The organism is Streptacidiphilus sp. BW17 (assembly GCF_041262485.1).
In the GTDB taxonomy this organism is placed as follows: Bacteria; Actinomycetota; Actinomycetes; order Streptomycetales; family Streptomycetaceae; genus Streptacidiphilus.
In genome coordinates, this window is the sequence record NZ_JBGCCR010000029.1 from 57,244 (window position 1) to 73,663 (window position 16,420).

Consider the following 16,420-nt stretch of genomic DNA (forward strand, 5'->3'; position numbering starts at 1 on the left):
ATCGCTGCCGGAGGTGCGCATGAATGCCGGTGATCTCCACGCCGTACCTGGCGTCCCGTTGGAGGGGCGCAGAACCGTCTCTGCAGATCGGGCTCCTGGTCATCCCGCCGATCGCCCGGGCGAGAGTCCGGACGGGCTTTCGGACGGCCTTCCGGGCGATGGCGTGCCCGACCCTGTCGCCGTCCGCCCCGGGGATCGGTCCCCGGACCGGCCCGCGGATCGCCCGTTCGGGCGTGCGCTGCCCGGGTTCCGCAGGACGGGGCTGGGGCGGGCGGGGATAGCGGCGCTGCTTGCGGGCGGACGCTCGCAACTCGCCGACGCCCTGGAGCCGGTGGTGCGTGCCATGCGGCTGCAGCAGCCGCATGGCGGGGTGGACGTCGCCCTGCTGGGCCGCGCCTACCAGGTCGCCGAGGCGTCCCACCGCGGGCAGACCCGCAAGAGCGGCGAGCCCTACATCACCCACCCGCTCGCCGTTGCCATGATCCTGGCCCAACTCGGCGCGGAGACCACGACGTTGGTCGCTGCCCTGCTCCACGACACCGTCGAGGACACGGCCATGACGCTGGATCAGGTGCGCGAGGGCTTCGGCGACGAGGTGGCCTATCTCGTCGACGGCGTCACGAAGTTGGAGAAGGTCGACTTCGGCGCTGCGGCCGAGGCCGAGACCTTCCGCAAGATGCTGGTGGCCACCGGACAGGACGTCCGGGTGATGGTCATCAAGCTGGCGGACCGGTTGCACAACATGCGGACCATCCGTCATATGAAGCCGGCCAGCCAGATCCGGATCGCCAAGGTCACCCGCGACGTGCTGATCCCGCTCGCCGAGCGGCTCGGTATCCAGGTGGTGAAGTCGGAGCTGGAGGACATCGTCTTCGCCACGCTCCACCCCGAGGAGTACAGCGCCACCAAGGCGCTGCTCCGGGCACACGTCAACGAGCTCGCCGCCGCCGCGGGAGAGCAGGCGTCCGCGTCGGCGGGGGATCCGCTGGAGGCGTTCGCTGCGCAACTGCGGCGCCAACTGCGCGAGGCCAGGGTTCCGGCGCAGGTCAGCGTCCGGCAGCGGCACTGCGTCTCGGTCCAGCGCGCCCGGCTGCGCCGCAGTGAGCTCGGCCTGACCGACTTCGCCCGGCTGCTGGTCGTCGTCGAGGAGAACGCCGACTGCTACGCGGTCCTGGGCGAGCTGCACACCTGCTGGACGCCGCTGGCCGGGGAGTTCAAGGACTTCATCGCCGCGCCCAAGTTCAACCTCTACCAGTCGCTGCACACCTCGGTGACCACCGAACAGGGCGAGGTGGTCGAGGTGTTGGTGCGCACCGGGCAGATGCACCGGATCGCCGAGTTCGGCGTCGTCGCCCTCGGTGCCCCGGGAGCAGCCACCGCGCTCGGCCCGGAGGCGGCCGAGACTGCCCAGTCCGCCCAGTCCGCCCAGTCCGCCCAGTCGGTCGGCGAGGCCGATGACGCGGAGGGACGCGATCCGCTGGACCACACCGACCCGGCCCGCCCCGGCTGGCTCTCGCGGCTGCTCGAGTGGCAGCGCGAGACGCCCGACCCGGACACCTTCTGGTCTCAGCTCACCGCCGACCTCGCGGGCGACGGCGAGATCACCGTCCTGGTCGAGAACTCCCGGGAGCACGCCCCCGCCGAGCGGGTGCAGCTCCCGGTGGGCGGGACCGGCGTCGACGCGGCCTACGCGGCGGGCGAGGAGCGCGGACACCGATGTCTCGGTGCGCGGGTCAACGGACGGCTCGCCGCGCTCTCCACGCCGCTGCAGGACGGCGACGTGGTCGACCTGCTCACCGAGCCTCCCGGCGAGCCGCCCGCTGGTCCCGCGCCGGAGTGGCTCCCGCACGCCCGTACGCCGGGCGCCCGGATCGCCATCGAGCGCTGGCTGGCGGAGCACCCCGGGCAGGAGGAGTCCGCGCGGCTGCACGCGGGCCCGCTGGTCGGGCCGCCGCGCGGCCGTCAACTGCTCGGCGGCGGCCCCGTCGACACCGAACGGGCGGTCGTCAGCGCCCCCACGCTGCCGGACGCGACGGTCCGCCTGGCCCGCTGCTGCACCCCGCTCCCGCCGGACGAGTTGCTGGCCTTCGCCATCCGCGGCGGGGCCCTGGCGGTGCACCGCGGCGACTGCCCGACTGGCCTCGCCATGCGTGCGGCCGGACGCGCCCCCGTCGAGGCCAGCTGGCTGGAGAGTTTGACGCCGACGGGCTACCGGGTCACCGTCCAGGCCGACTCCCTCGGCCGGCCACGGCTGCTGGCCGACCTGACCGCCGCCATGTCCGGGATCGGCGTCGACATCATCTCGGCTGAGGTCGAACCGCCGCAGGAGCTGCGGGTGCGCCACACCTACACGGTCGAGCTGCCCGATCCCGAGGCACTGCCGGAGCTGATGCGGGTCATGTTGCGGGTGCCGGGCGTCTACGACGTCTACCGGGCCGTACCGGCCAACCGGGGCGCGGACAGGTCCGACGCCGGATCCGCGGGCAGGTCTGCGGGCGGGGCGACCGGCACGTCTACGGGCGGGGCCGCGGCAGGGCCCAATGGTGGGCCTGCCGGTGAGGGGACGCACGGGGGAAATGATGGTGACCCCGGGGGCGAGGGCGTGCGACCATCAAGGGGAATGCGTGGCAGACCTGCCGCGTTGTCTCCTGCGGGGGATTCCGCACAGCCCCGACGGCGTGCCGGCCACCGGCATTCCGAGCCCGAGCTGTCGCGGGAGTAGGGCCCCGACCGACTGGCTTAAGGATCCAATGACCTCCACCTTCGAATCCCGCGACGCCGATGCCGACACGAAGCACGGCCGCGGCGCCCGCCGCCCGGCCGACCTGCGCGCAGAGGCCCTGATGGACGAGGACCTCGCGGGAATCGACGGGATTCCCGGGCGGCTCTACACCAACCAGTACGACGGCGACCAGTTCGACCGCTCCGAGCGAGCCGCGCTGCGTCGTGTCTCCGGCCTCTCCACCGAGCTCGAGGACGTCACCGAGGTCGAGTACCGCCAGCTGCGTCTGGAGCGCGTGGTGCTCGTCGGCGTCTGGACGGACGGCACGGCGGAGGAGGCGGAGAACTCCCTCGCGGAGCTCGCCGCCCTCGCCGAGACCGCCGGCTCCGTCGTCCTCGACGGCGTGATCCAGCGCCGCGACAAGCCGGACCCCGCCACCTACATCGGTTCCGGCAAGGCCAACGAGCTGCGCGACATCGTGCTCTCCACCGGCGCGGACACGGTGGTCTGCGACGGTGAGCTCAGTCCCGGCCAGCTGATCCACCTCGAGGACGTCGTCAAGGTCAAGGTGGTGGACCGGACCGCGCTGATCCTGGACATCTTCGCCCAGCACGCCAAGTCCCGAGAGGGCAAGGCCCAGGTCGCGCTCGCGCAGATGCAGTACATGCTGCCGCGCCTGCGTGGTTGGGGGCAGTCGCTCTCCCGGCAGATGGGTGGTGGTGGCTCCGGCTCCTCCGGTGGCGGTATGGCCACCCGTGGTCCCGGTGAGACCAAGATCGAGACGGACCGGCGCCGGATCCGCGAGAAGATGGCGAAGCTGCGCCGCGAGATCGCGGAGATGAAGACCGCCCGCGACACCAAGCGCCAGGAGCGCCGTCGCAACCACGTCCCGTCCGTGGCGATCGCCGGCTACACCAACGCCGGCAAGTCGTCGCTGCTCAACCGGCTCACCGGCGCCGGTGTCCTGGTGGAGAACTCCCTGTTCGCCACCCTGGACCCGACGGTCCGCCGCGCGGAGACGCCCGGCGGTCGGCTCTACACCCTGGCCGACACCGTCGGCTTCGTCCGCCACCTGCCGCACCACCTGGTCGAGGCGTTCCGCTCCACGATGGAGGAGGTCGGCGAGTCCGACCTGATCCTGCACGTGGTCGACGGCTCGCACCCGGAGCCGGAGGCGCAGCTGGCCGCGGTCCGCGAGGTCATCGTCGAGGTCGACGCGCAGAACGTGCCCGAGATCGTCGTGATCAACAAGGCGGACGCCGCCGACCCGCTGGTCCTGGCCCGCTTGCTGCGGCGCGAGCCGCACGCGATCGCGGTCTCCGCGCGTACGGGGCACGGGATCGACGAGCTGCTGCAGCTGATCGAGTCCGAGCTGCCGCGCCCGTCGATCGAGATCACGGCGCTGGTCCCGTACACGCGCGGCGACCTCGTCGCGCGCGTCCACCGCGACGGCGAGGTCCTGAGCGAGGACCACATCGGCGAGGGCACCCTGCTGAAGGCCAGGGTCCTGGCCGATCTCGCAGCGGAGCTGGAGCGCTTCGCGGTGGTGGCACAGAGCTGACCGCTCGCGCGGGCTGATCTCGTGTGCTGCCGCCGGTAGTTGCACTTTCTAGGGGCGCGGGAACTGCGCGAGCAACCACCCTGTCCGGATGGCGCTGCTCGATCGGCGACTCACCACCTCGGGTGGCTTGTCGCGCAGTTCCCCGCGCCCCTCCCGTGGTGCAACTACCGCTCCCCGCGTATGTGCGGGGTTTGTGCTCGACCGTTTCTCTTCCTGGTGCTGGGTCGTTAGCCCAACGGGACGTCACCCGAAGGGGGTGCGCGCCGCCGCTGTGAGGCCTGCTCGTTCGGGTGGTTGTCCCGGACGGTGTGGGAGCCCGCCGCCGCGCGTCGCCCCGACCGCCAGGAGGTAGTCAGGCCATGTCCACCACGGCGCTGCCCACGAGCACCAGCGCGACCGCGATCCTCGGACGGCAGGCGGCACGCGAATCCGCCGCGCGAACCTACGCGCGCTCACTTCCGATCGTCCCGGTGCGGGCCAGAGGGATGACCGTCGAGGGCGCGGACGGGCGGCGCTACCTCGACTGCCTCGCCGGCGCCGGCACGCTCGCACTCGGGCACAACCACCCGGTCGTGCTGGAGGCCATCCGCTCCGTGCTGGACTCGGAGGCGCCGCTGCACGTGCTGGACATGGCCACGCCGGTCAAGGACGAGTTCACCACCGCCCTCTTCGAGACCCTTCCGCCCGCCTTCGCGCGGGGCGCGCGGATCCAGTTCTGCGGCCCGGCCGGTACCGACGCCGTCGAGGCCGCGCTCAAGCTGGTGCGGCTGGCGACCGGGCGGGACGGGTTGCTGGCGTTCACCGGCGGGTACCACGGGCAGACCGCGGGTGCCTTGGCCGCGAGCGGCGACACGGCCGTTCGCGCTGCCCTTGAGGGGGGTGGCGCAACGGTCACCCGGCTTCCCTACCCGTACGCGTACCGCTGCCCGTTCGGCGTCGGAGGCGTGGCGGGCGCGCGGCTGGGGACGCGGTGGACCCGGTCCCTGCTGGAGGACCCGAAGGCCGGGGTGGACCGTCCCGCCGGGATGCTGGTCGAGGTCGTCCAGGGCGAGGGCGGGGTCATCGCCGCGCCGGACGAGTGGCTGGTCGAGCAGCGGGAGTTGACCGCACGTCACGGCATCCCGCTGATCGTCGACGAGGTCCAGACCGGGGTCGGGCGCACCGGGACCTTCTGGGGCGTCGAACACTCCGGGATCGAGCCGGACGTCATGGTCGTCTCCAAGGCGATCGGGGGCAGCCTGCCGCTGGCCGCGATCGTGTACCGGTCGGAGCTGGACGTCTGGGCGCCCGGCGCGCATGCCGGAACGTTCCGCGGCAACCAACTCGCCATGGCCGCAGGCGCGGCCACGCTGCGCTTCGTCAGCGAGCAGGGTCTCTCGCAGCGCGCCGCCGAGCTCGGCACCCGGATGCTGGCCCGGCTGCGCGGCCTCCAGCGCGAACTGCCCGCCATCGGCGACGTCCGGGGACGTGGGCTGATGCTCGGCGTCGAGCTGGTCGACCGCACCGGCACACCGGACGAGCTCGGGGCCCACCCGGCCGCACCTGAACTCGCCTCCGCCGTACGGGCGGAGGCGCTGCGTAGGGGCCTGATCGTGGAGCTCGGCGGCCGGTACGGCTCGGTGGTCCGGCTGCTGCCACCGCTGACCATGACGGACGAACAGGCGGAGGCGGTGATGGAGCGGCTGGCGGAGTCGATCGCAGCGGCCGCGCGTGATGCCGGCGTGCTGTCCGGCGCGCCCGCCATGCCGGACCGGCACCGTCAACTGGTCCCCGCCGCCCGCTCCGGAGGGGCGGCGTGACCATGACCGAGGGAGTGCCTCCGCCTGCCGGATCGGACTCTGCCGGTCCCGCGTCCGGGCCTGGACCCGGTCCCGCGTCCGGGCCTGGACCCGGTCCCGCGTCCGGGCCTGGACCCGGTCCCGCGTCCGGGCCTGGACCCGGAACTTCCGTCACCGCTCTCGCCGGTGGCGTCGCCGGGCCGGAGGCGCTGGCGCCGATGCTGGCCGTGGCGCTCGGCGCGCTGCGCGAGGGCGCCGTCGCGCGCGGCGGCCCGCTGCCCGGCGGGGGGCCGGAAGGGGTGGCCGCATCGTTGCGCGAGCTCCTCGCCTCCGGTTCGCTGCTTCCGGACGAGGGAGACCCGGACGCGCTCGCCCTGCTGACCCGCGCCCTCGCCGCCACGGCGGCCGACCCCGCCGACCCGGCCTGCGCCGCCCACCTGCACGTTCCGCCGCTCGCCCTCGCCGCCGTGGCCGACCTGGCCGTGGCCGCGCTGAATCCTTCCCTCGACTCCTGGGACCAGGCTCCCGGCGGGACTGAGATCGAGACCGCGGTGCTCGGCGCCCTCGCGGAGCTGGTCGGCTTCGAGCACGCGGGGGAGCCCGGCGGAGCCACGGGCGTCTTCACCACCGGCGGTACCGAGTCCAACCTGATGGCGCTGCTGCTCGCCCGGGACCACGTCCTGGCACGGGAGTTCGGCGTTGCCGACGGCGCGGGGATCCCGGCGGAGGCGGCCTCCCGGCTGCGCGTCCTCTGCTCCGCCGCCGCGCACTTCTCCGTCGCCCGGGCCGCCTCGGTGCTGGGGCTCGGAGCCCAGGCGGTGGTCCCGGTGGAGACCGCCGACGACGGATCGCTCGATCCCCGGCTGCTGGACTGGGCGCTCGCCGATGCGCGCACCGCAGGCCAGGTGCCGTGCTGTGTCGTCGCCACCGCCGGGACGACCGACCGCGGGGCGATCGACCCGCTGCGCGCGGTGGCCGCGGTAACGGGCCGTCACGGCGTGCCGCTGCACGTCGACGCCGCCTACGGGGGTGGCGCGCTCTTCTCGCGGAGGCTTGCGCCGCTGCTGGACGGGTTGGCACTGGCCGACACCGTCGGGCTCGACCTGCACAAGTTGGGCTGGCAGCCGGTGGCGGCGGGGGTGCTGCTTGCCCGTCGTTCCGACCTGCTGACGCCGCTGGAGCAGCGCGTCGCCTACCTCAACCCGGCCGACGACGAGGAGGCCGGGTACACGTCCCTGCTAGGCCGTTCGCTGCGGACGACCCGTCGGCCCGACGCGTTCAAAGTGGCCGTCACCCTGCGGACGCTGGGACGCTCCGGGCTCGGCGCACTGGTCGACCGCTGCCATGCGCTGGCCCGCCACGCCTCCGCCACCATCGCCGCGCACCCGCGGCTGGAACTGCTCGCGGAGCCGAGGCTGACCACCGTGCTCTTCCGCTACCTGCCCGAGCGCGAGCTCGACGCGGACGACGTGGACGCCGTCAACGCGGAGTTGCGACGTCGTCTGTTGGCCGAGGGCCGGGCGGTCGTCGGGCGCACCGAACTGCTCGGGCCGGGCGGCTCTGCCGCCCCGAAGGTTCTGCTCAAACTCACCCTGTTGAACCCGCACACCACCGAGGCGGATCTGGACCGCCTGATCGCTCATGTCGTCGCGGCGGGGGCGTCGACGGAGCGAGCCCGGCCCGATGCTGATCCCCGTCACTCCCAGGAGAACCCCGCGTGACCACCGTCCCCGCGCAGCAGCAAGCCGTCTCACCTGCCAGTTCTCCTGCGCAGACGGAGGATCCGCTGCTGCATCCGGCCCCGGCCGTCGTCGCCGACGCCGCAGCCGTCGAGAACCTGCTGCGCTGCTGGGCCCGGGAGACCGGCGTGGCCGTGCCCGCCGCTCCCGAGGTGCTCGAACTCGCCCTGGTCGACGGCCTGGTGCTGGATGCTCCGGTCCGCTACCGCTCCGCGTCCGGCTGGCACCGGTTCGGTCCGGTCCAGCTGCGTCCCGCCTCGGGCGAGGCGGCGGGGCGACCTGCGGGGCGACCGGCGGACGCGGTCACCGTCGCGGCCCTGCTCGCCCGGACCGCCGCTGCGGACGCGGACGCGGACGTCGGCGGCAGTGGGGGCGCCGCGTCCGCGGCGGATGCGGCGGTCCAGGTAGCCGATCTGGCCGGGCGGGTGGCGGACTCGGTCCGCCGTGTCGCCGGGTTCGTGGCAGCGCGCCGGGCCGCTGCGGAGCCCGGGACGGCGGCGACGCCGTTCCTCCGCTCCGAGCAGGCGCTGCTGTTGGGGCACCCGTTCCACCCGACGCCGAAGAGCCGCGAGGGCGTGGGCGACGCGGAGGGCGTCGCGTACGCGCCGGAGCTACGCGGCGCACTGCGGCTGCACTGGTTCGCCGTGGCACGGGAGTTGGTGGCCGCCGCCGAGGGCACCGCGCCGTCGGGCTGCGGCGACGCGCGGTTCGGCGTGGACGGCATCGGCCGGATCATGTCCGGGCTGCGCGGCGCCGACGCGCCGCAGCACCCTGACGGGACCGTGCTGCTGCCCGTGCACCCCTGGCAGGCACGGGAACTGACGAACCGACCTGCGGTCCGTGCGCTGATCGACGCCGGACGCGTTCACGACCTGGGTGCGGCCGGTGGCCTGTGGCACCCCACCTCCTCGGTCCGCACGGTCTACCAGCCGGGCACGCCCTGGATGCTCAAGCTCTCGCTCGGGCTGCGGATCACCAACTCCTGCCGGGAGAACCTCCGTAAGGAACTGCTGCGCGGGGCCGAGGTGCACCGGCTGTTGGAGTCCGGTCTGTGCGCGGAGTGGCGGGCCGAGCACCCCGGCTTCGACATCGTCCGCGACCCGGCCTGGATCGGCGTCGACCTGCCCGGAGGGGCAAGTGGTTTCGACACCGTGCTGCGGCAGAACCCCTTCGGCGCGCGTGACCGGATGCACTGCCTTGCCGGTCTTGTCGCGGAGCGCCCCTGGACGGGCGGCGACGCGTCCCACCTGGCCGAGGTCGTCCACCGGCTGGCCGCGCGCAGCGGCCGGTCCGCCGCGACCGTCGCCGCCGAGTGGTTCCTGCGCTACCTCGACGCTGTGGCGCTGCCGTTGCTCTGGCTCGACGGCCGGGCCGGGATCGCCCTGGAGGCGCACCAGCAGAACAGCCTGGTCCTGCTGGACGAGGAGGGCTGGCCGGTCGGCGGCCGGTACCGTGACAACCAGGGCTACTACTTCCGCGACTCCCACGCCGCTGCCCTGGAGGCCCGCCTCCCGGGCATCGGCCGCGCCAGCGACACCTTCGTGCCGGACCAGGTGGCCGACGAGCGCTTCGCGTACTACCTGGGGATCAACCACCTCCTGGGTCTGGTCGGTGCGTTCGGCTCGCAGCAACTCGCCGACGAGCGGCTGCTGCTGGCCGCCCTCCGGCGCTTTCTGGCCGGTCCTGGCCGGGCGACCGGCTCCTCCCTGCCGGAGCGGCTCCTCGACGCCGGGACGCTGCGCTGCAAGGCCAACCTGCTCACCCGGCTGCACGGTATGGACGAGCTGGTCGGACCGGTGGAGACGCAGTCGGTGTACGTCGACTTCGCCAATCCCCTTGCTGCCGCATCGCAGGGGGGTGGCGCAACGCCACCGGAGCGCTCGCCGCTCGCCGTCGCGATGGCGGGGGTCGAGGCGTGAGCCGCCGTCACCTCCCGGACGGCCCGCAGGGACGGGCCACGCTCGCGCCGGGAGGTGGGCGCTCCGACGTGCCCGCGCAGTCCCGGCCGGTGCCCTCGCGCCCCCGCAGCGCGGCACGCCCCGCCGACCTGCTGGACGGCGTCGCCCGCTGGGGGACCATGTACACCGTCTTCGGCGAGTTCCGGCTGCAGCCCGTGCGGCTGCCGCGTGATCTGGACCTGTTGGTCGAGTGGATGAACGACCCCGTCGTCTCCGCCTTCTGGGAGCTGTGCGGCCCGGCCGGGATGACCGAGCACCATGTCCGCGCCCAACTCGACGGCGACGGCCGCAGCGTCCCCTGCCTCGGCCTGCTCGACGGCACGCCGATGAGCTACTGGGAGGTGTACCGGGCCGACCTCGACCCCCTGGCCCGGCACTACCCGGCGCGTCCGCACGACACCGGACTCCACGTCCTGATCGGGCCGGCAAAGGCCCGCGGCCGGGGTCTGGGCGGGACGCTGATCGGCGCCCTGACGCGCCGGGCCCTGCGTGAGCGCCAGGCAGCGCGCCGTGTGGTGGCCGAACCGGACGTCCGCAACCTTCCCTCCATCCGTGCCTTCCTCCGGGCCGGGTTCCGCTACGACTCGGAGCTCATCCTCCCGGAGAAGCACGCCGCCCTGATGCTCTACGAGCGGGGCTGACCCTCCTCGCTCCTACACCGGAAAGCACCGTGTCCTTGGAACCCTCGACGACGTCGGACCGTGCGTCCGACTTCCGCGCGCCGCACCTGGGCGTGCCGCCCCGCGCCCACGACCGCACCGTCCACCACCTCGATCTGCCCTACGACCTCGTCGGGGTGGGCCTCGGTCCGTTCAATCTCTCCCTGGCCGCACTCGCCGACGGCGTGGACGGCCTGCGGTGCCTCTTCCTCGACGCCAAACCGGAGTTCAGCTGGCACCCCGGCCTGCTGATCGACGGCGCCCGGATGCAGGTGCCGTTCCTGGCCGATCTGGTCTCGCTGGTGGACCCGACCAGCCCGTGGTCATTCCTCGCCTATCTGCGCGAGCAGCAGCGACTCTTCCCGTTCTACTTCTCCGAGCAGTGGCACCTGACCCGGCGTGAATACCAGGACTACTGCCGCTGGGCGGCGTCCTCGCTGCCCAACTGCCGCTTCGACAGCCCCGTCGAGGGCGTCCGCTGGGACGGGCACCGCAAGCTCTTCCACGTCGAGATCCCGGGCCAACCCCTGCTGCTGGCCCGCAATCTCGTGCTCGGCGTCGGCACCGAACCGGTGGTGCCGACAGCGTTCGCCGCCCTCCTGGACGAAGGCGGCCCCGTCCTCCACTCCGAGGACTACCTCGTCTCGCCTCACTCACCGGGAACGCTAGCGGACGCCACTGACAACTCCGGCAGCTCCGGAGACGCCGGCAGCTCCGGCAGTGTCGGGCAGCCGCGTTTCTCCGACATCACCGTCGTCGGCTCCGGCCAGTCCGGGGCCGAGGTCTTCCTCGACCTGCTCCGGCGGCGCGGCGGCAGTGCCGGACCACATCTGCGCTGGATCACCCGCAGCGCCGCCCTGGCCCCGATGGAGTACTCCAAGCTCGGCCTGGAGCACTTCACGCCCGACTACACCCGCTATTTCCACGGCCTGCCCGGGACCGTCCGCGACTCCCTCGTGCCAAGTCAGTGGCAGCTGTACAAGGCCGCGAGCGCCGAGACCCTGGCCGCCGTCCACGAGGCGCTCTACGACCGCACGACCGGCGGCGTCGCCGCGGACGTGGAGATCGTGCCCGGCACCGAGATCCGCTCGGCCCGGCGCGACCCCTGCGGCGGCCTGGAACTGCGCTGTGCCCACGCTCAGAGCGGGGCGGACTACACCCTGCGCACGGACGTGGCAGTACTGGCGACCGGCTACGCGGCCCGACGGCCCGCACTGCTCGACCCGCTGCTCGACCTGATCGACTGGGACGAACAGAACCGCTATCGCGTCGGCCTGGACTACCGCGTGGAGCTGCGACCGGACGTCACCGCGGGCCTGTACGTGCAGAACGCCGAACTGCACACCCACGGCGTCGGTACGCCCGATCTCGGCCTCGGCGCGCACCGGGCCGCCGTCATCCTCAACGCCGTCTGCGCCGACCGGTTGGGACACCCCGTCCACCGCCTGCCGGAGCGCACCGCGTGGTCCAGCTTCGGCCGCCCGAGCAGCGCCGATGACCTGACCGGCGTCGTGGACACAGCACCGGACCCCGACGCGAGGGAGTTGCCGGCCGAGCACCGCCACCACGAGACCGAAGGGCACCATCCCCTCCCCGCGCGAACCTGAAAGTCCTGAGAGCCCTGCAAGTCCCGAAACCCCGGTTCACCCCTCACACCCCCTGTTCGGACCGCTACGCTCCCGGCCATGGACGACCTCCACACGACGCCGGAAGCGCCGGAATCACCCGGAGCGCCGGAAATGCCGGACGCACCCCTCACCCTCGCCGCAGGCCAGGCCGCCTGCGTGCCGCTGGACCTGGCCGCCAACGCGGTGACCGCCGCCGACCTGGTCCGCCGCGCCGCCGATCGCGGCGCTGACCTGCTGCTCCTGCCCGAGCTCTTTCTCACCGGATACGAACTGCCGGGCATCGCCGCCGATCCGGCGCGTCACACCACCGGGGCAGACGACCCGCGTCTCGACCCCCTGCGGGAGGCCTGCGCCACCCACCGCACCGCTCTCGTCGTCGGCGCACCCACCCGTACCGACGAGGGCGCGCTGCACATCTCCGCGCTCGCTTTCGACCGTGACGGCAAGCTAGCAGCCACCTATGACAAGCAGCACGCGACTGCGGGCGAGCGGGCCGCGGGCTTCGCCCCGGGCGCGTCCGGCTGCACGCTGGTGCTGGACGGCTGGCGGCTCGGTCTCAGCGTCTGCTGGGACTCGTCCTTTCCGGAGCACGCCCGTGCCGCCGCCCTGGACGGTTGTCACGTCTACCTCAACGGCTCGATGTTCAGCGCCGGGTTCCTCGCGAAGTCGAACGGCTTCCTGCTCCCGGCCCGGGCGCTGGACAACACCGTCTATGTCGCCCTCTCCAACCACAGCGCGCCCAGCGGTCCTTATGCCGGCGGCGGCCACAGCGCGATCTGGGGTCCCCTCGGCGAACTGCTGGACGACGCGGGCGAGGCCGACCCCGGGCTCGCCGTCGCGGTCCTGGACCCGGCCGCGGTCCGTGCGGCGCGCGAGGAGGAACCCGTGCTGGTGGATCCGTCGCTGACCGCGCCCGTCCGGCCGAGGATTGTCAGTGGTGCCCTCTAGGCTTGGTGCGCCATGAGTGACGACACCCTCGAGCCCGACGCGGCCGACTCCAGCGACTCCCCAACGGCCGACCCCGCAACGGCCGAACCCGCATCGCCCGACCCCGCAGGGTCGGGCTCACCCGGGGGCGGGCCCTCGCGCGTGCGCGAGCTGCTGCACGCCGCCGTGGCGGCCGTCGGCGGCGTCGAGCGCGAGGGCCAGGTGGCGATGGCGGAGGCCGTCGCCGCCGCGGTCGAGAACAGTGAGCAGCTGCTCGTCCAGGCCGGCACGGGCACGGGCAAGTCACTTGCCTACCTGGTCCCCGCTCTGGGCCACGGGGACAAGGTCGTCGTCGCCACGGCCACCCTGGCGCTCCAGCGTCAGCTGGTCGAGCGCGACCTGCCGCGCACCGTGGACGCGTTGCACCCGCTGCTGCGCCGCCGCCCGCTCTTCGCCATGCTCAAGGGCCGCTCCAACTACCTCTGCCTGCACCGTGCCCACGAGGGCGCGCCCAGCGACGACGAGGACGGCCTCTTCGACCCGGCCGAGGCCCTGGGCGGTCCCAGCAGCAAGCTGGGCCAGGACATCATGCGGCTGCGCGACTGGGCCGACGAGACCGAGACGGGCGACCGTGACGACCTCTCGCCCGGCGTCTCCGACAAGGCGTGGGCGCAGCTGTCGGTCAGCTCAAGGGAGTGCCTGGGCGCCACCAAGTGCCCCTACGGCGGCGAGTGCTTCGCCGAGAAGGCGCGTGAACGCGCCAAGCTCGCCGACGTGGTGGTCACCAACCACGCCCTGCTGGCCATCGACTCGCTGGAGGGCGCGCCCGTCCTGCCCGAGCACGGCCTGCTGATCGTCGACGAGGCGCACGAGCTGGTCTCCCGGGTCACCGGCATCGCCACCGCCGAGCTCACCACCACGGCCGTGCACCGCGCGGTCAAGCGGGCGGCCAAGCTGGCCAACGAGAAGGCCGTGGACAAGCTCCAGGCCGCCGCCGAGAACTACCACGGCCTGATGGAGCTCGTCGACGGCGGCCGGGTCGAGGAGCTCCCGGAGAACCTCCACTACGCCGTCGCCGCGATCCGCGAGGCATGCCGCGAGGTGATCACCTCCCTCGGCGAGATCCGGGACAAGGGGCTCACCGACGAGGACGCGGTGCGCAAGCAGGCGATGGCCTCGCTGGAGAACATCCACGACACCACCGACCGCCTGCTCGAAGGCAGCGTCTACGACGTCATCTGGATCGACCGCAACGACCGCTTCCTGGCCGCCCCGGCGTCCCTGCGAGTGGCGCCGCTCAGCGTCTCCGGGCTGCTGCGGGAGAACCTCTACACCGAGCGCTCGGTCGTGCTCACCTCGGCCACGCTCAAGCTGGGTGGTGACTTCACCGGCGTGGCAGCCTCGTTGGGGCTCTCCAGCACGGGCCGGGACGATGTGGGCGAGACGCTCGACGCGTCCGACGCTGCGCCGGTCTGGCGTGGTCTGGACGTGGGCTCGCCGTTCGACTACCCGAAGCAGGGCATCCTCTACGTCGCTCGCCATCTGCCGCCGCCCGGCCGGGATCCGGAGCGTCCGGAGATGCTGGACGAGCTGGCCGAGCTGATCCAGGCGGCCGGTGGGCGGACGCTGGGTCTGTTCTCGTCGATGCGTGCCGCGCAGGCCGCGGCCGAGGCGCTGCGGGAGCGGGTGCCGGGGCAGATCCTGCTCCAGGGCGAGGACACGCTGGGCGAGTTGATCAAGAACTTCGCCGCGGACGCCGAGACCTGCCTCTTCGGCACGCTCTCGCTCTGGCAGGGCGTGGACGTGCCCGGTTCGGCGTGCCAACTGGTGGTGATGGACCGCATCCCGTTCCCGCGCCCCGACGACCCGCTGATGAGCGCCCGTCAGAAGGCCGTGGAGGAGCACGGCGGCAACGGCTTCATGGCCGTAGCGGCGACGCATGCGGCGCTGCTGATGGCCCAGGGCTCCGGTCGTCTGGTGCGCTCGGCGGAGGACCGCGGCGTGGTCGCGGTGCTGGACTCGCGTCTGGCGACGGCCCGTTACGGCGGATTCTTCCGCTCCTCGATGCCGGACTTCTGGTACACCACCGACCGCAATCAGGTGCGCCGTTCGCTGGTCGCCATCAACGCGTCCGCGGCACCGGTGCGGAAACGCTGAATTTGCCCACCAGTGATCTGGACACAGGTCGCTGAAAAAACGTCAGGGTGTCAGGAGCGGAAGGCTCCTGACACCCTGACGTGGTGTTCTTGCGAGGTGGGGTCAGAGGCGGCGGAGCACCGCGACGACCTTGCCGAGAATGGTGGCGCTGTCACCCGGAATGGGCTCGTACGCCGAGTTGTGCGGCATCAGCCAGATGTGGCCGTCCTCGCGCTTGAGGCGCTTCACCGTGGCCTCGCCGTCGATCATCGCGGCGACGATGTCGCCGTTCTCGGCGACGGGCTGACGGCGGACGGTGACCCAGTCGCCGTCGCAGATCGCGGCGTCGATCATCGAGTCGCCGCTGACCTTCAGCACGAAGAGCTCGCCGTCGCCGACGAGTTGACGCGGCAGCGGGAAGACGTCCTCGACCGACTGCTCGGCCAGGATGGGCCCACCGGCGGCGATCCGGCCGACCAGCGGGACGTAGGACGTGGCCGGGCGACCGCTGTTGGACTCGGGCGCGGGACGCGCCACCTCCATGCCGCGGACCTCGTAGGCGCGCGGCCGGTGCGGGTCGCGGCGGAGGAAGCCCTTGCGCTCCAGGGCCATCAACTGGTGAGCGACCGAGGAGGTGCTGGAGAGGCCGACGGCCTGACCGATCTCGCGCATGCTCGGCGGATAGCCCCGGCGCTGCACGGAATCCCTGATGACCTCGATGACCCGGCGTTGGCGTTCGGTCAGACCGGCCTCGTCGGTGCGCACACCGGGCGGTCGGCCGGCGAGCGAGCGGACCGGGCTACCTTCTGGAATATCCAAGGAGTGCCCCGTTGACTGCGTTACGGAAGGGGCGCCGGCCTGGTCCGGAACGAGCCCGGAAGCAAGCTTTCGCGAATCTTCCTGACTGGCGAACTGGGAGCGTTCCTGCACCGGGACGGTGCTGCTCTCGGCGATGGTCACGGCGGCCCCTCTCTGCTACCTGCGGACGTTCTCCCTTGAATAGGCCAACGGTAGGTCCTATCGAAAGGTTGCGCCAAACACACGTTCGAGTGAATTATTCCCGGAAACCCTGACTCGATCAAGGTTCCGGGTGTATTTCAACCCGTCCATGCGATCGCTTGTTCGAGTGGAATCCTCTCACGGATCACTGTCCATGCGCCTGCAATGTGGCCGAAAGCGCCCACCCGGACGGCTTTCCGACGGCGCGTCGGACGCCCCGCCGGACGCCCCATTGGACGCCTCGGCGGGTGTCCGCAGCCGTTCGGGTGAGCCCCGCGCCGAGCCTCTCCCGACTGACCTGCGCCGATCGCGA

10 protein-coding genes are annotated in these 16,420 nt (G+C 72.6%); 9 read left to right on the forward strand and 1 reads right to left on the reverse strand.

Features of this window, described 5'->3' with window-relative positions; genetic code table 11:
• Positions 1 to 163 precede the first annotated feature (163 nt).
• The 9 genes from ABH940_RS28270 (at position 164) to ABH940_RS28310 (ending at position 15,129) form a co-directional block, all read left to right on the forward strand.
• Entirely contained in the window at positions 164 to 2,722 is a 2,559-nt protein-coding gene (locus tag ABH940_RS28270) for a bifunctional (p)ppGpp synthetase/guanosine-3',5'-bis(diphosphate) 3'-pyrophosphohydrolase (RefSeq protein WP_370106557.1), read from the forward strand.
• A 28-nt stretch (positions 2,723 to 2,750) separates the two neighbouring features.
• Positions 2,751 to 4,283, forward strand: coding sequence for a GTPase HflX (gene hflX, locus ABH940_RS28275; protein ID WP_370071459.1), 1,533 nt, complete (start codon positions 2,751 to 2,753; stop codon positions 4,281 to 4,283).
• Between the two features lie 359 nt (positions 4,284 to 4,642).
• Entirely contained in the window at positions 4,643 to 6,082 is a 1,440-nt protein-coding gene (locus ABH940_RS28280; RefSeq protein ID WP_370071460.1) for a diaminobutyrate--2-oxoglutarate transaminase family protein, read from the forward strand.
• 197 nt (positions 6,083 to 6,279) lie between these two features.
• Positions 6,280 to 7,782, forward strand: a complete 1,503-nt coding sequence (locus tag ABH940_RS28285) for an aspartate aminotransferase family protein (protein WP_370071461.1) — start codon at positions 6,280 to 6,282, stop codon at positions 7,780 to 7,782.
• The gene (locus ABH940_RS28290) at positions 7,779 to 9,719 is read left to right on the forward strand and encodes an IucA/IucC family siderophore biosynthesis protein (protein ID WP_370071462.1); all 1,941 of its coding nucleotides are present in this window, start codon (positions 7,779 to 7,781) and stop codon (positions 9,717 to 9,719) included. Before ABH940_RS28285 ends, ABH940_RS28290 begins: the two co-directional genes overlap by 4 nt.
• Positions 9,716 to 10,399, forward strand: coding sequence for a GNAT family N-acetyltransferase (locus ABH940_RS28295; protein ID WP_370071463.1), 684 nt, complete (start codon positions 9,716 to 9,718; stop codon positions 10,397 to 10,399). Before ABH940_RS28290 ends, ABH940_RS28295 begins: the two co-directional genes overlap by 4 nt.
• 29 nt (positions 10,400 to 10,428) lie before the next feature.
• Positions 10,429 to 12,024: a lysine N(6)-hydroxylase/L-ornithine N(5)-oxygenase family protein gene (locus ABH940_RS28300; protein ID WP_370071464.1), complete on the forward strand. Its 1,596-nt coding sequence runs from the start codon at positions 10,429 to 10,431 to the stop codon at positions 12,022 to 12,024.
• 132 nt (positions 12,025 to 12,156) lie between these two features.
• Complete coding sequence (locus ABH940_RS28305) at positions 12,157 to 12,993, forward strand: carbon-nitrogen hydrolase family protein (RefSeq protein WP_370106558.1); 837 nt, start codon at positions 12,157 to 12,159, stop codon at positions 12,991 to 12,993.
• A 12-nt stretch (positions 12,994 to 13,005) separates the two neighbouring features.
• Complete coding sequence (locus ABH940_RS28310; protein WP_370071466.1) at positions 13,006 to 15,129, forward strand: ATP-dependent DNA helicase; 2,124 nt, start codon at positions 13,006 to 13,008, stop codon at positions 15,127 to 15,129.
• A gap of 102 nt (positions 15,130 to 15,231) precedes the next feature.
• Here ABH940_RS28310 and lexA read toward each other — a convergent pair whose 3' ends face one another.
• The gene (lexA, locus tag ABH940_RS28315; protein WP_370071467.1) at positions 15,232 to 15,927 is read right to left on the reverse strand and encodes a transcriptional repressor LexA; all 696 of its coding nucleotides are present in this window, start codon (positions 15,925 to 15,927) and stop codon (positions 15,232 to 15,234) included.
• Positions 15,928 to 16,420 lie beyond the last annotated feature (493 nt).

Excerpts from the sequence above, each read along its gene's own strand:
- ABH940_RS28305 (WP_370106558.1), top strand. The coding sequence starts at position 12,157 with ATGCCGGACGCACCCCTCACCCTCGCCGCAGGCCAGGCCGCCTGCGTG.
- ABH940_RS28310 (WP_370071466.1), top strand. The coding sequence starts at position 13,006 with ATGAGTGACGACACCCTCGAGCCCGACGCGGCCGACTCCAGCGACTCC.
- ABH940_RS28280 (WP_370071460.1), top strand. The coding sequence starts at position 4,643 with ATGTCCACCACGGCGCTGCCCACGAGCACCAGCGCGACCGCGATCCTC.
- hflX (WP_370071459.1), top strand. The coding sequence starts at position 2,751 with ATGACCTCCACCTTCGAATCCCGCGACGCCGATGCCGACACGAAGCAC.
- ABH940_RS28285 (WP_370071461.1), top strand. The coding sequence starts at position 6,280 with ATGCTGGCCGTGGCGCTCGGCGCGCTGCGCGAGGGCGCCGTCGCGCGC.